We start from the raw sequence: 15,883 nt of genomic DNA, 5'->3' as shown, positions 1-15,883 counted from the left end.
TCCGAAGGAGATAATCCATTTTCATATTTGAGACTAGATTATTTCTTGATTTCTTTTCTGGCCTTAGCCCATGCTGCATTCCATTTATCCAGAACTTTTTGAGGATCTGAAGCAAGTACGAACTCTTGTGCAACTGCAGGCAGGTCAAGCTGGGCTTTGTTGCTGATATCTGTGACTACCGGATCATCAACCGTTCCTTCTTGAAGCTTAACGCCACCAGCTTGGAACTCTTTCAGTTGTGCAAGCTTGGACTCTTTGTCCTTAAGCGGAGGCATGAATCCAGCGAAATCCTCATAACCGGAGTCCTCAATCATCCATTTCACAAATGCCTTAGCAGCATCTACATTCTCACTATCCTTGGCAACAGCATAGAAGAAGTCTGGGCTTACCGCTGCAGAAGGAGTGCCTGAGTTATCATAAGGCAGTGGGAAGAATCCAACATTATCCGAGGTGGTACCGGCACCAATAACCTGATTGATTACCCAGTTCCCAAGGAAATACATTCCGAATTTACCTGAAGCGACATCTTTCTTGGACTGCTCCCAGTTCGTGGAGTTGATATCTTTCTCTAGGAAGCCTTTCTCGTTAAGCTCGCGGAGCAGACCCATAGCTTTACCATAACCATTATCCATAGTAAATGGCGTATCCGTGTTCAACTTGTCGTTCGGGAAGCTTGGGTTGTTCTCAATCAGACGCGGCAGATCATATACCCAGTTGTTGAGCGGCCATTTGTCCTTGAAGTTCGAAGCGAGTGGAACGATGCCTTTCTGCTTCAGCTTCTCACACGCTGCCAGGAATTCATCCCAAGTTTTAGGTACTTCAGTGATGCCTGCATCAGCAAAAGCCTTCTTGTTGTATACGATACCTGAAGTAGAGTTACCTGTTGTGAGACCGTATACTTTACCATCAAATGATTTGAAGTCTTTAAAAGTGATCTTCTCATTCAGGCCCATATCATCCAGTGGAGCAAAGTACTTAGGAAGATCGGAATTCGGAATGGTTGGAATGAACATAACGTCAGGCAGCTCTTGGCTCGCCATTCTTACTTTAGCTTGCTGGTTATAGTCGGTCTGGGATGGTTCGAGCTCGACTTCGATATTTGGATATTTTTCATTGAAGCGTTTGAGATAGTCATCGTATTCCTTCCCGATCATATCGGTCCGGTTGGTCAGGAATGTGATCTTGCCGCTAATGTCAGCGCCTTCATTTTTAGTCGCCGTTGAAGTGCCTGGATCAGTCTTGGTGGCGGTATTGCCGCCTGAGCTATCTGAACCGCAGCCCGTCAGCAACAAGGACATAGCCATTACCATTGATATACCGGATGAGAATAACTTTTTCTTCAAATCATTCGCCCCTTTTCGTTGTATGTTAGCGTTTACATTTTTATTATATAGCTGACTTGAAACTGATTTAAAGGTGCTCAAATGCGATTTGTTGTTCTGAATTATCTTGTTTAAGAGAAGAGGGACGAGCCCCCTGTACTCAATTATATCCTAATACAATGAATCACAAATCAGTACAATAAATGGCATACAGTGGAGAGGGAGAGGCCGACCCAAGACAACGGATCAGTTGGAATGCAGAGCTGTTAATTCAGTGTCTTTGAAAGGATATCTATGGATGGAATTTTGCAGGTGTGTCCAGCCCTATCCGTGGCAGTTAACCTGAATCTTCGAATCTACATAAGATAGTTATATAAAAACAAACACAGTCCCTGTATTTCTCAAAATGGGCTTGTTAAAATCCATATTAAACCGCTTACATTTACAATGGAGCGAGTTTTCTATTTAGTACTATCTGAATAAAGGAGGGCAGGGTGAGAGAGGAAGTGGATTTAAGGCTAACGAGATTCTCATTTAACTTCTAGATGAATAAGGAGGTAGTTATGAAGAAATTTCAGAAGGCATGGATTACACTGCTTACGGTTGTTCTGATGATGTCCGTCATGTCGCCGGCGCTTGCCGCAAGCAAGACGAAGCAGTCGGGGAATTCCACCAGTTCCCTCAAGAAAATTAATCTTGCGGATTCACAAGCTACAGCGAGTACCCGATCCCTGTTTGTATACCTGCAAAGTATTAGGGGACAGCATACTCTCTTTGGCCATCAGCATGCGACCGATGAGGTATTGTCAGCAGCGACAGGAACAGGTCCTGCATCCGACTCCAAGAGTGCGGTGGGTGATTATCCCGCCATGTTCGGATGGGATACCTTGAGTCTGGAAGGGTTCGAGAAGCCAGGCTCAACCTCCAACACACCTGCGCAGAACCGCGATAATCTCGTGAAGAGCATGAGACAAGCCTATGAGCTAGGGGGCGTATTGAGTCTCAGCGCACACATGCCTAACTTTGTGACAGGCAAAGATTTCTATGATACGAGTGGAAATGTAGTAAGCCATATTCTGCCTGGCGGCGACAAACACGCCGATTATAATGCTTTTCTGGACAAGATCGCGGATTTCGCACACCATCTGAAGGATGCGAAAGGCAACAACATTCCGGTTATCTTCAGACCTTTCCATGAACAGAATGGCGGCTGGTTCTGGTGGGGAGCACCTTATGCCACCAAGGAACAGTACATTGAAATCTATCGTTACACGGTTGAATACTTACGTGATATCAAGGGAGTACATAACTTCCTGTACGCTTTCTCCCCGGGAAGTCCATTTAACAACCTGGATGCTACCTATCTGAAGACCTATCCTGGAGATGATTATGTGGATATTCTGGGATTCGATACGTATTATGACGGCAGTAACCAAGGCTGGTTCGATACGGTTGTCGATGATGCGAAGCTCATCTCGAAGCTGGCGGATGCCAAAGGGAAGATTGCTGCATTCACGGAGTTTGGATACTCGAACGTGAAGCCGACTGGAACTGCGGACAAGAACTTCTACACCAAGCTGATTCGTGCTATGAAGTCTGATCCTGACGCGAGTCGTATGGCATATATGCTGACTTGGGCCAATTTCAACTATGATTCCATCTTCTTGCCTTACCGGAATTCTCCGAAGTACGGGAATCATGAGCTCCTTCCGGACTTCGTGAATTTCTACAAAGATCCTTATACCTACTTCAGCCGTGATCTGAAGAATGTATATACGAACAAAGTCACGACTGTAAAAGAGAATCCATTCATGCACATCGTCTCTCCAACCGGACAAGAGACCGTAAAAACAAATACGACCACCATCCGGGCCAGGGTGCTGAATGAGAAAGTATCGAAGGTTGTCTACTCGATCGGAGATTCATCGGTTGAACATCCAATGTCTCTTGCCAAGAACGGTATGTACCAGGCCGAATGGCGTCCTTCTCCAGAGTTAAATGGGAAAGGCACGGAGATTACCGTGAAATCTTACGGGAAAAACAAGACTGTGCTTAAGCAGACGATTACCGTATATGTGGGTATTCCGGAGATTACGCTTAAGACTATAACTTTTGACAAAGGAATTGAAGAGGTACAGAACAATGGAACATGGCCGGAAGCGATGGAATCCCAATTCTCTTATGCCAAGCTTGGAGATGACGGGAAGCTGCGGATCGATGTGAAGAACATGATAGGGACTGATTCCTGGCAGGAACTGAAGATCGGACTTCCCCGCATTACAGCTGCTGATCTTGGGAATGTGAACCGGGTCTCCTTCGATGCCTGGATTCCCGTGTCTGCCGGTTCGAAGAACCCGGATGCCCACGTACACGGGGCGGCCGAACTGCCTCCAAGCAGCACTAAGTTCGAGACTAAGGCTACAGCCAAGCTGCGCGAGCTGGAGACTGTCACAGCGAATGGAACAGTCTATGGCAAGTATACAGCTCTAATTGATCTTACCGATGAGAAGCTGGTACAAGCTGCAACCGGGCTTTCGCTAGCATTCATTGGCAGTGGTCTGGATTATTCTGGACCTGTCTATGTAGATAACATCCGTCTAAGCAATGCTTACACCGGAGAATCTAACGATCCTTATCTGGTGGATAACTATGAAGGCTACAAGGGAAGCGACGATCTGCTTCGCGCGGCGTATAGCCCTAATGGGGATGCCAACACGATCTCGCTTGCCGCGGATCACAAGGCAGCGGGTGACTATGGTCTGAAGCTTGATTATACCTTGGCAGGACAAGGCTACACGGGGGTAACCCGCAATCTTGGAAGCCGCGACTGGTCTTCCAAAGACCAGCTGAAATTCTGGTTAGAGCCTGATGGCAAAAATAAGAAGCTCGTCATTCAGGTCAAGGCCAACGATGTCTCTTTTGAATATTATCCTTCCCTGGCAGATACAACACCACGCTGGGTTGAGATTCCTTTCCAGGATTTCGTGGTAGCCTCCTGGGATACTAACAATGCCGGCAAAAAACTGGATGCTGTACATGCAGCCAAAGTCCAAGCGTTCTCTATATATGTGAATGCACCTGCCGGCGAATCATACACCAAGGATAATCCGTTCAAGAGCACCATTTATTTAGACGGAATTGAAGCTATCTCATCCAAATAGACAGATTGGATATATATTGAAATACGAAGACAACCACCAGACCAAGCGTCTGGTGGTTGTTGCTGTTGCTAGTTAACAGGAGCGGTAGAGGTAAGCCTGAAGGATTGATGGGCAATAATTTCTTTAGATACTTCAGACACAGGAACAACCTCAATAACAGTGATATACTGGCCCGATGCAGCTTGAATTGTTGAATCTAAGGTCAGTTCGTAAGAGTGAGCCCAGGAGTAAGCGAGTTCTTTGTACTTCACATCAACAGGAACTGGACTGTTACCGACTTGATAATAGTAGGAGTGCCCTTGTTCAAGTGATGAGAATGCGGCAGTCCATACAGCGGGGAACTTCTCGGTAAATGAAATTGGCTTAGAGAGGAGGTCTTCCCGTAACACTTGGTTCTCCGTTATCTCAAAGCTCTGATATCCGTAGACAATAGGCTGAACCTGTTCGTTGTGTTCATCATTATAATAATCGATTACGGTGATGGTTCTTCTGTTGTCTTCGATCAATATAGGCGTTCCCGAATCAAGCAGGTTGGAGCCTTCCCATACGTCTCCATTGATTTCAGAGTTATAAGGAAGACCGATAACTACAGGGACAGCGGATTCTCCTATCACATATCTATAATTATGAAGTAGGGGCTCATTCGCATTCTCCTGGCCAATTACAGGTTGGGTCTTGTTAACATTGTCGTTGGTCTTAGCCGGCTTCACGAAGCTGATTGGACTGGTCAATCCAGGATTCACTACTACCACTGGTTTGTTAATCTTAGTCAATCTATTACCGGCTAAGTCAAGGACTCCCGATACCTGAACACCTACATTGCCAGTGAAGTAGCTTGGTACCGTATATGTCGAATCGTTGATTGTAAAAGTTTCAGGAAAGGTAATCGTCACCTGTTTCTTGTCCGCGGATACTTGAATATTAGAACCATCCGGCAGATTCGTGAATGTGGATGACGTATCGCCTTTGACTTCCAGCTCATAGGAACTGCTATTGCTTGCCGAGGCCTCATTCAATGCTTCAGAGAAGATCAGTTGTATGGAGTTCCCGCTTCCTTGCCGCGTGACGGTAATCAGCTGTGGAGCTGTAGTATCAGCAGGTGGGTTGTATCCGCCGCCATTGCTTGGTGGAGTTGGGGAAGGAGTGGAAGGCAGAAGATTTGCTTGTTGAATCGGAACAGGATGATCAGTCGTCAATGGCTTCCCGGCAATGGATTCGAATCCTTGGATAGACACTATAGGCTGATTCAATACTTCGGGGCTAAGAAGCTCATCGAAAATAATCGTTAACGTCTTCCCGTCCTGAGACAGCTTGAAGTGTGCTTTTGTCTTGTCCAGCGGCTTACCGCTTACAAAAATCTTGGACAAATCCACTTGAGATTCCTTAAGGGAAGCACTGAACAAGAGGCTAAGCTCATGCTGATCCGTAGCTGAGGCGCTCACCAGCTTCAAAGGATCTAACTGCGTCTTGGTCTCATAACTGCCTAGCACAAGATCCTTGCGGCTCGCGCCAGACTGCCAGTCGGGGACATTCTGTGGTGCATCCATAATCTTGTATTGAAGTGCCGCTGCCACATACCCCTTAGCCCAATCGCTGACCCCGCTGAACTCATCGGTTCGATTCTTCCCGGTAACAGGGAGCTTGAGCGACCTAACCAGGAAGGCGGCCAGTTCCTCTTTGGTTACATCGCCAGCAGGATTGAAGAGATTTGGATTCCCATCGCCTTGGGTAATGCCGCTTTGTTTGAGTGCCTCAATAAAGGGAAGCGCATATCCATTTGCCGGATCATCAGCCTTCACGTCTGTGAAGCTGGATGTCTTGAGTCCGGAATTAACCTCGAGTTTCAGAATAAGCGCGGCCACTTTAGCGAATTGAGCTCGGTTCATCTGGTCTTTCAGATCAAATCTGCCTTCCTGAACTCCCTCAAATATACCGCTGCTGATCATGGCATCAAATTTCGCCTTGGTTGCGGCATCCAGATCTTTAAGATCCGAGAAGTCTGCTGATGTCTTGGCTGAGACTTGTGCAGTGTGAAGAGATAATGTCAGTAGAAGTGCAGCGGCTGCTGAATGCACAATCTTTTTCATTAAATCCACCTTTCTGTGTGTTATTTCATTGATTTCCCAAATATTATAGAAGATTGATGAAGAAATGAATAGAATTTGTTCTCCATCAGCCGCTTTTCTTACCTTCCTTGGATACGTACATATTTCGGTCAGCCAGCCGAAGCAGTTCTTGAAGCTCTTCATTTTCATGAGAGTACAAGGAGTACCCTAGGGAGATGGATACCGGAAATCCAAAGGTGGAGGAGATGTCATGAAACTGCTCGTTCAGGCGCTGCATGAAGTTCCTCATTGCATCCTTGCCTTCGTAATGTCCGATTATCACAAACTCGTCTCCTCCCCAGCGGGCCACAATATCCTTTTTGCGGGTGGATGATATAAGAATGGCACCAGCTCTTTGAAGAACCAAGTCCCCCATGTGGTGCCCATAAGTATCATTAATGACCTTGAAGTTATCACAATCAATAACCAGGACGAAATACTTGGTTCGCTCAGTCGGTGATAGCTTACTGAAGAATTTGCTCAGGAAACGGCGATTGTACAAGGTGGTTAGCTCGTCCCTTTGAGAATAGAAGACGGCTTGGTCATATTTGCGTCCTACCAGAAACCCGGCGGTGAGCGTGAGTGTGTAAGAAAGCGAATCAACGAAATTGAAGCCAAGATGATTGAAGTATCTATTCAGGAAATCAATAATTTGAAATCCAACTACAATGAGTACCGTATAAATTCTGCCATAATATTTCATGATGGATTACTCCCTTATAAGCATGCAAAATTAAGTCTTTTGTCTTAGAACTATTGTACTGTATTCTACAGGCTAGTGGAACCAGTATAGATAAGAAATAATAATAATAAATCTGCCTGGTTGCAGCCGTAGGGCGGTTCCTTTCTAGCTTGAAGTATGTTATAAGAGTCGTATAGACCCAGTCTAACCGGGCAATCGAATTTTGATATCGGGAGGAATGCAGTGTGACAGAGCCATTGTATCGTGTGGAGAGTGACTTTCTGGGTACCAAAGAAGTTGAGGCAAATGCTTACTATGGGATTCAGACGCTTCGTGCGGTCGAGAACTTCCCAATTACCGGTTATACGGTACACAAGGAGTTAATTAAATCCATGGCAATGGTGAAGAAAGCGGCAGCCTTGGCCAATATGCAGATTGGCAGACTGTACGCCGGTCACGGCAAAGTCATTGTGCAGGCCGCCGAAGAGATCATAGATGGGCGATGGCATGACCAGTTCATCGTGGATCCCATTCAAGGAGGAGCCGGGACATCTCTTAACATGAACACGAATGAGGTTATCGCGAACCGGGCTTTGGAGCTACTCGGGAAGAACAAGGGTGCTTATGACTATCTCAGTCCAAATTCTCATGTTAACATGGCTCAATCGACCAATGACGCGTTCCCAACAGCTATACATATCGCCGTATTATCTCTGATGGAACAGCTTCTGGTCACCATGAGGGATATGCATCAGGTGTTCGTTGCCAAGTCCAAAGAGTTCGACCATGTGATCAAGATGGGGAGAACGCACCTGCAGGATGCGGTGCCCATCCGCCTTGGACAAGAATTTGAGGCTTATCATCGGGTTCTGGGGAGGGATATTCTTCGGATAGAGAGCTCGAGACAGCATCTGTATGAAGTTAACATGGGCGCTACAGCCGTAGGGACAGGGCTTAATGCGGACCCGAAATATATTGAGCTCGTAGTTGAATATTTGACACAGATCAGCGGATTTCCGCTTGTAACAGCTATTCATCTTGTTGATGCTACTCAAAATACAGACGCTTATACCGAAGTATCGGCGGCTTTGAAGGTATGTATGATGAATATGTCGAAGATCGCTAATGATCTGAGACTTATGGCATCAGGCCCCCGTGTTGGATTTAACGAAATCTTCCTCCCTGCGAGACAGCCGGGATCCTCCATTATGCCGGGCAAGGTCAATCCGGTGATGGCCGAGGTGATCAATCAGGTCGCGTTCCAGGTGATCGGCAATGACCACACGATCTGCCTGGCTTCATCAGCTGGGCAGCTTGAGCTTAACGTAATGGAGCCTGTATTAGTCTTCAATCTTATCCAATCCATCAGTATGATGAATAATTCATTCCGGGTATTCACGGACTTCTGCTTATCAGGGATTGAAGCGAATACGGAGAAGACGAAGGCCGATGTGGAGAGAAGTGTAGGCATAATTACTGCCGTGAACCCACATCTTGGTTATGAGGTCGTATCCCGAATAGCTAGAGAAGCGATTCTCACTGGAGAGTCTGTGAGGGCATTGTGTCTCAAATATAATGTGCTTACTGAAGAGGAACTTGATCAGATTCTGGATCCTTATGAGATGACCCATCCCGGCATTGCCGGTGCCCAAGTATTCTATAGAGATGAGAAGAAAGTGTAACTTACTTAAGTCATACATATATGCTTATTAAGGCAGGCTAAGCATGTATCTTTTTGTAGGAGACCCTAGTTATCATTCCAAATTCATAATATAGAACAAGAGACTAATCCGCTAAGCCGGGTTAGTCTCTTGCTGTAATAAGATTGAATTAGCTTGATTAGTCCGCAATAAATTCTTGTACCCATTCGCCATTATAATAGGCAGCGCCGATCTTGGTGAAGTTAGGACTTAGAATATTCTGCTTGTGTCCAGGGCTGTTCATCCATGCTTTCATAACCTCGGCGGGGTTCTTCTGGCCCTTGGCAATGTTCTCGCCTGCATAAGTGTAACGAATACCATACGATTTCATCATATCAAAAGGGGATCCGTAGGTAGGTGAATTATGGTCAAAGTAGCCGTTGTTATACATATCTTTGGCTTTGTCAAGCGCCATAACAGTCAGTGCTTTATCAGCAGCCAGCGGCTTTACACCCGCTTTGGCACGTTCCTGATTAACGAGAGCTACCACTTGATCTGCATAGGCGGATTCGGATGTGCCAGTCTTGGCAGTGTTCGTGTTGTTCTGCGTAGTATGGGTGTTACTCTTGGTCTTCTGCGATGCCTGGTTCCCGGTAGTGCCTTGAGCTTTAGTCGCAGCGGATGCTTGGTTATTCATAGTTCTGAGCTGCTGCAGTACATGACTCCATGAAAAGCTTTGGTTCGTGCTGTAAGACCAGACCTTGTTGTAATTCTCTGTGGTGGTATCTGCGGCTGCAGATGCTGATGCCGCACCGGTGACTGCGAATAGGCTAAGCGCGAGTGCGCCTGTAACTAGATTTTTCTGTAATTTCATTTGTACATTTCTCCTTTTAACAGCCTGCGAGGTTAGCTGACGGATTAGGGTCAAAGAGTAATCACCCTGCCATGGAATGGCTTCACCCCAGTGTATGGGTCCCCCGTGCTTGTAAATTAAGCTTCGGCCTTATTTGCTTGGATCCCAGAATTTGCAGTAGCTATGATTGAGGATCCAAGCTCGCTACAAATTGTAGCACGCCTGTCCCGACAGTTCATGGGTCAAAACTTTCCATGACAATCAACAACTAACCTAAGCAGCTAACGCGTGACGACGAATAAGGCACCATTCAAGCAGCAATGATGGAGAATCTTATGCAGATTCCAGTAAATGGAGTGTGAACAGCAGCCATTCCCGGGTATAAACACTTATAACATCTTAAATGCGCTAGGCGGATGCGATAAGGGAGGTTGCCGTATGCAGTGGAAAGGTAGAAGAGGAAGCTCCAACGTCGAAGACCGTAGGGGGATGGGAGGCAAGACCCTTGTAGGCGGGGGAATCGGCGGGATTATTATTATGCTGCTCGTCACTTTGCTTGGCGGGAATGGCGGTGACCTCTTGAGCAATATGACGGGGTCAGGAACAGATTCTAATTCTGCATATACCCCTACACAGCAAGAACAGGAGATGAAGGATTTCGTCTCGGTCGTGCTTGCTGATACTGAGGATGTATGGACAGAAGTGTTCAGGGAGGAAGGGCTTAGATATCAGAACCCGACTCTGGTGCTGTATACGAACAGTGTGCAGTCGGCTTGCGGGACAGCAGGATCATCGGTAGGCCCGTTCTATTGTCCTGGAGACCAGAAGCTGTATATTGATCTGAGCTTCTATGACGAGCTTAAGCAGAAGTTCAATGCGCCAGGTGATTTCGCTATGGCTTATGTGATCGCCCATGAGGTTGGACACCATGTGCAGACTCTGCTTGGAACAAGTGACAAAGTCATGCCCCTTAGGCAGAAGCTGAGTGAAGCTGAATTCAACAAGTATCTTGTACGGTTCGAGCTTCAGGCAGATTATTTGGCTGGTGTATGGGCCAACCGTGCTCAAGGGATGGGTGTGCTGGAGGAAGGCGATCTGGATGAAGCTTTGACTGCAGCCAGTGCAGTGGGGGATGACACATTGCAGAAGCAGGCAAGAGGTTATGTAGTGCCAGAGAGCTTCACCCATGGGACCTCCGAGCAGAGGAAAAGATGGTTCTACAAAGGCTTCGAGACTGGTCGTATAGAAGGCGGGGATACTTTCTCTGCCAAGAATCTGTAGAACAGGCATATTGTTATCGTATGGCTCTTTCGGCATTGTGCCGGAAGAGCCTGTTTGCTTTATACATAAGATTTATGACATAACTATAACAACTATAGTTAACTATTTGCTGATAAAAATTAAAAATAGGATTAATACAAATAACAAATGTCATATTACCTAACATAAATGTTGACTATACATTGTTACTAAGGCTATATTTGTTAAAAATTAGTATTTATAAATGGAAATTTATCATCTATGTTATAGAAACTAACATTAAAGTAAATTCAGAATTTAGTTAGGTTTACTTACATTGGAGTGAGTGTAGATGACAAAAAGACTTGTGATGATAGGCAATGGAATGGCGGGAGTGAGGTGCATTGAAGAAATCTTGAAGCTTGCACCGAATGAATTTGAAATTACAGTGTTCGGAAGCGAACCCTATCCCAATTATAACCGCATTCTGCTATCTAAAGTGCTCCAAGGAGATTCAGGGATCCAGGAGATTATTCTCCATGATTGGGATTGGTATGCCAAACACGGAATTCAGCTGTATGCCGGAGAGAAGATCACTTGTATAGATCCTGAGAAGATGACCGTACTGTCAGATTCCGGGAGAATTCGCAGGTATGATGTGCTGATTCTAGCTACAGGCTCCCTGCCCTTCATGCTTCCTCTACCGGGTGCCGACATGCCTGGCGTAATGGCCTTCCGTAATATCACAGATTGCCTTCAGATTATCGAATCAGCCCGGACATATCGCAAAGCAGCAGTGATCGGTGGAGGATTATTAGGTCTTGAGGCAGCACGGGGACTACTTAATCAAGGCATGAGGGTTGAGGTCGTCCACAATTCCCCCTTTCTGATGAACCGCCAGTTGGACAGGACTGCGGCCCGGATGCTTCAAGAGAAGCTTGAGGTACAGGGGATGAGCTTCCTTCTGGATAAGAATACTACCCGAGTTACGGGACGAAGGAGGGCTTCGGGGCTGCGCTTCTCCGATGGATCGCATATTTCAGCTGATCTGGTGATCATGGCGGTCGGTATCCAGCCAAATGTGGAATTGGCTTCAAGAAGCAACATTTTGGTGAATCGCGGTATTATCGTGAACGATTTCATGGAGACCAGTATCCCGAATATCTACGCAGTTGGTGAATGCGCCGAGCATCGCGGCATTTCTTATGGACTGGTAGCTCCACTTTATGAACAAGGGAAGGTGCTCGCCCGCACCGTGTGCGGCATACAGACAGCTCCTTACCAAGGCTCCATATTATTCTCTCAGCTAAAGGTTGCGGGTGCTAAGGTGTTCTCGGCAGGACAAATTCATGAAGAAAATGCCGAACAGTCCATCATTTCCTATGACGGTCAGAGAGGAACTTATAAGAAGATTGTAATCTCTCCTACAGGTAACATAGCAGGAGCAGTGTTATTTGGAGATGTACGGGAGGGAACGAGCCTGCTTGAGCTTATTCGTCGCAACGCGGACGTATCTGCATTATACAAGGCGGACAGCCACGGAGAAGTCTCGTCCCAGAGCAATCTGCAGATTGCTGAAATGTCAGATCATGAGACCGTCTGCTCTTGTAACGGGGTCAGTAAGTCGAGAATTATGAACGCTATACGTGAGGAAGGACTGGAGACAGTTGAGCAAATCCGGGACTGTACCAGGGCGGCTGGAACCTGCGGTGGATGTACCCCACGGGTAGCTGCACTTTTGAAATATACCCTTACGAACATGGAGACGGGGGCTCAGAACGTAGAAGCTATTTGCGGATGCACAACCTACTCTCATGACATGGTTAAGGAGGCAGTTTCTTGTCATCGTTACGAGGACGAGTACCAACTCATGACCTCGCTGGGTTGGACTCAACCTATGGGCTGCCTGATTTGTCGGCCTGCTCTTCATTATTATCTAGGCTCACAGAATTCCTATCTGTTCAATACGGAGCATCCGCTAAAGAGGTCCGGGGCTCTAAGAAGGAGTGATGGAACTTATACAGTGGTTCCTCGAATTCCAGGTGGAAGTCTGAGTGATAAGGGGCTGATGCTACTTAACGAAATGGTGAGGAACTACGAAATTCCGTATCTTCGGCTAACGAATGGAGGAATAGAACTGCCTGGGATTTTGGAATCCAATATCGATTCACTCATCCACCATCTTGGAGTAGAGGTAATGGAATATCAATACGGTTATCCCCTGCCCCCAATTACGACTTGTACAGATCCAGGCTGGCAAATAGATGCCTTCCATGATCCGGTCAGCTTGGCAGTCAAGCTTGAAATGAGCTTCGGGAACAGGCAGATGCCGAGCCCGCTCTACATCGCAGTCTCTGGAAGCCCCCGGCATTCAGCTGGGACTCTAACCAAGGATTTGGGCTTCGCCGCGGCGCCAGCCGGATGGGAGGTGTACGTGGGAGGAAGCAGCCAGCCGCCGCTTGTTCAAGGGCAGCTCTTGTCTGTGGAAGCCGGCGAGGAAGAGGCGGTGAAGCTTGCGACAGCCTTCTTGCAGTGGTACCAGGAGTCGGCATGGTACATGGAACCAAGCTGGAAATGGCTTCAGCGTATGGGCGGGATCATTAAGCTGCGTGAAGAGCTGTTCGATGAGCAGGTCAGAGATGATCTCGCGGGGCGCTGGAGCAAGCAGCCTGTTACTGAGCATGCTGATCCGTATACCCTTGTGATTCATGAAAAATAAACGTGATTGACTTCAGTCCATTATGGGAGGTGTTGTAAATGAGTGCTGCCGGGCAGTCGGTATCAACAGAACGATTGGTTATGAATACGCAGTGCCCCTTCTGTAGTGTTCAGTGCAAAATGCAGGTTACCGAAGAGAAGACGGCGGGAGGCAGGTCGCTATGGTCAGTTGAACCTGTTCCTAACCAGGCTTCACAGGGGCGATTATGCATCAAGGGAATGAATGCTCACCAGCATGCTCTGCACCGGGAGCGACTTCTGTATCCTCATGTGAAGCGTAATGGAAGCTTCGTAAGGGTCTCTTGGGAAGAGGCGTTCAAGCTTATTCATAAGCAGTTCACATCCATTCAAGCTGCGAATGGCAAGGATGCAATAGGTGTGTATGGAGGCGGCTCATTAACCAATGAGTCGGCCTACTTACTCGGCAAGTTCGCGCGGGTAGCTCTGGGGACACGTTATATCGACTATAACGGAAGGTTCTGTATGTCATCCGCTGCATCAGCGGGGATTAAGACATTTGGAATTGATCGGGGACTGACCAATCCTCTATCTGATATACCGTACACCCGTTGTATTATTTTGGCGGGAACGAATATTGCCGAGTGCCAACCCACACTGATGCCCTACTTCACCGAAGCCCAGAAGAATGGGGCTTACCTAATTGTCATTGATCCCAGAAATACTGCAACAGCAAATATGGCAGATCTGCATTTGAGGGTGAAGCCCGGAATGGATGCGGCTCTTGTTAATGGAATGCTGAAGGTGATCATGGAAGAGGGACTCGCAGACCCGGCCTTTATTGGAGACAGAACGAGAGGCTTTGAAGCGCTGAAGACTCATTTGAAGTCATCCAGTCTCGAAGAGCTTGCTAAGTTGACAGGGATCTCCGAACAGGATATCCGTATAGCGGCTGTGAAGTATGGTGCTTCCGAGACAGGGATGTTATTTACAGCAAGAGGAGTTGAACAGCATACTGACGGACATCTTGCCGTCCGCAATTACTTGAACCTGGTGCTTGCAACTGGCAAAATCGGCCGTGAATACTGCGGTTATGGTGCGATAACAGGCCAAGGGAACGGGCAAGGTGGCAGAGAGCATGGACAGAAGGCGGATCAGCTTCCCGGTTACCGGATGATTGAGAACGAGCAAGATCGTGCACACATTGCCGGGGTGTGGGGAATTGACCAGGCTGATCTTCCAAGGAAGGGAGTATCGGCTTATGAAATGATGGAAAAGATTCATGAGCAGCAAATCCGATCTCTGTTCGTTATGGGCTCCAACCCAATTGTCTCGAACCCTAACGCCGATTTTGTTGAACAAGGACTAAGAAAGCTTGATTTCCTGGTGGTCGCGGACATGTTCCTGTCTGAAACGGCGCGAATGGCTGATCTTATCCTTCCTGTGTCCTCTTATCTTGAGAACGAAGGGACGCTCACGAATCTGGAAGGTAGGGTCCTGCTCCGCCCAGCTGACCGCCCTCTTCCGGGAGAAGTGCTTCATGATTGGCAGATTCTCACGCGGATTGCTCACAGTATGGGCAAGCCGGAATATTTCCCCTACGAGTCTGTGGAGCAAATTTTTGATGAACTAAGAGTGGCCAGTAAAGGAGGAGCAGCTGATTATTATGGGATTAGTTATGACCGGATACGTGAGGAGGAAGGTGTATACTGGCCCTGTCCGGAAGCGAGGCAGCCGGGTCAAGTCCGGTTATTTGAAGAGAGATTTGCACATCCGGATGGAAAAGCTGAGTTTGTCTGTGTTCCTGCACATGATCTCCCCGAGGAAGTGAATACTGAATTTCCACTCTACATGACTACCGGCCGAGTCCTCGCGCATTATTTATCCGGGGTGCAGTCACGTAGGAGCGCCTCTCTGGCAGCTCGGAATGTAGAGTCTTTCGTTGAGATTCACCCGAACACCGCTGGGCGTTACAAGGTTCGGGATGGGGAGTTGGTTCTCCTGGAATCGCGCCGGGGATCTGCTGTTGTGCGGTGCAAGGTTACCGAACACATCAGGGAAGACACCTTGTTCGTTCCAATGCACTGGGGAGATACACAGAATGTGAACCGCCTTACGAACCAGGCACTGGACCCCTTTTGCCAAATGCCTGGATTCAAGGTCTGTACAGTACGAATTCAAGCTTACGTGTAGAAGAGATATAGA

At 47.3% G+C, this 15,883-nt stretch carries 9 protein-coding genes and 1 riboswitch; of the genes, 5 read left to right on the top strand and 4 right to left on the bottom strand.

From position 1 onward, the window contains the following. Positions 1–38 precede the first annotated feature (38 nt). Complete coding sequence (locus tag LDO05_RS10480; protein ID WP_251375349.1) at positions 39–1,343, bottom strand: ABC transporter substrate-binding protein; 1,305 nt, start codon at positions 1,341–1,343, stop codon at positions 39–41. A 542-nt stretch (positions 1,344–1,885) separates the two neighbouring features. Between LDO05_RS10480 and LDO05_RS10475 the strand changes: the two genes are divergently transcribed. Continuing rightward, positions 1,886–4,483, top strand: coding sequence for a glycosyl hydrolase (locus LDO05_RS10475; RefSeq protein WP_251375348.1), 2,598 nt, complete (start codon positions 1,886–1,888; stop codon positions 4,481–4,483). A gap of 68 nt (positions 4,484–4,551) precedes the next feature. Here LDO05_RS10475 and LDO05_RS10470 read toward each other — a convergent pair whose 3' ends face one another. After that, entirely contained in the window at positions 4,552–6,570 is a 2,019-nt protein-coding gene (locus tag LDO05_RS10470; RefSeq protein WP_251375347.1) for an S-layer homology domain-containing protein, read from the bottom strand. Between the two features lie 85 nt (positions 6,571–6,655). Further along, the gene (locus LDO05_RS10465) at positions 6,656–7,291 is read right to left on the bottom strand and encodes a GGDEF domain-containing protein (protein ID WP_251375346.1); all 636 of its coding nucleotides are present in this window, start codon (positions 7,289–7,291) and stop codon (positions 6,656–6,658) included. Between the two features lie 224 nt (positions 7,292–7,515). On the opposite strand from LDO05_RS10465, the gene aspA reads away from it, so the two are divergent. Beyond that, positions 7,516–8,952: an aspartate ammonia-lyase gene (gene aspA, locus LDO05_RS10460; protein WP_251375345.1), complete on the top strand. Its 1,437-nt coding sequence runs from the start codon at positions 7,516–7,518 to the stop codon at positions 8,950–8,952. 157 nt (positions 8,953–9,109) lie between these two features. Here aspA and LDO05_RS10455 read toward each other — a convergent pair whose 3' ends face one another. Continuing rightward, entirely contained in the window at positions 9,110–9,784 is a 675-nt protein-coding gene (locus tag LDO05_RS10455) for a CAP domain-containing protein (protein ID WP_251375344.1), read from the bottom strand. A 6-nt stretch (positions 9,785–9,790) separates the two neighbouring features. After that, positions 9,791–9,923, bottom strand: a riboswitch (cyclic di-AMP (ydaO/yuaA leader). Positions 9,924–10,201: 278 nt separating this feature from the next. Between LDO05_RS10455 and ypfJ the strand changes: the two genes are divergently transcribed. The 3 genes from ypfJ to nasC all read left to right on the top strand — a co-directional run bounded on the left by ypfJ (position 10,202) and on the right by nasC (position 15,871). After that, complete coding sequence (ypfJ, locus tag LDO05_RS10450) at positions 10,202–11,044, top strand: KPN_02809 family neutral zinc metallopeptidase (protein WP_251375343.1); 843 nt, start codon at positions 10,202–10,204, stop codon at positions 11,042–11,044. Between the two features lie 310 nt (positions 11,045–11,354). Continuing rightward, on the top strand, positions 11,355–13,721 hold the full coding sequence (nirB, locus tag LDO05_RS10445) for a nitrite reductase large subunit NirB (protein ID WP_251375342.1): 2,367 nt from the start codon (positions 11,355–11,357) through the stop codon (positions 13,719–13,721). 38 nt (positions 13,722–13,759) lie between these two features. Next, positions 13,760–15,871: an assimilatory nitrate reductase catalytic subunit NasC gene (gene nasC / locus LDO05_RS10440; protein ID WP_251375341.1), complete on the top strand. Its 2,112-nt coding sequence runs from the start codon at positions 13,760–13,762 to the stop codon at positions 15,869–15,871. Positions 15,872–15,883: the final 12 nt, after the last annotated feature.

The organism is Paenibacillus sp. YPG26, assembly GCF_023704175.1.
In the GTDB taxonomy this organism is placed as follows: domain Bacteria; phylum Bacillota; class Bacilli; order Paenibacillales; family Paenibacillaceae; genus Fontibacillus.
Note: the sequence above shows the minus strand (reverse complement) of the source record. Positions and strands in the feature narration are given on the sequence as shown.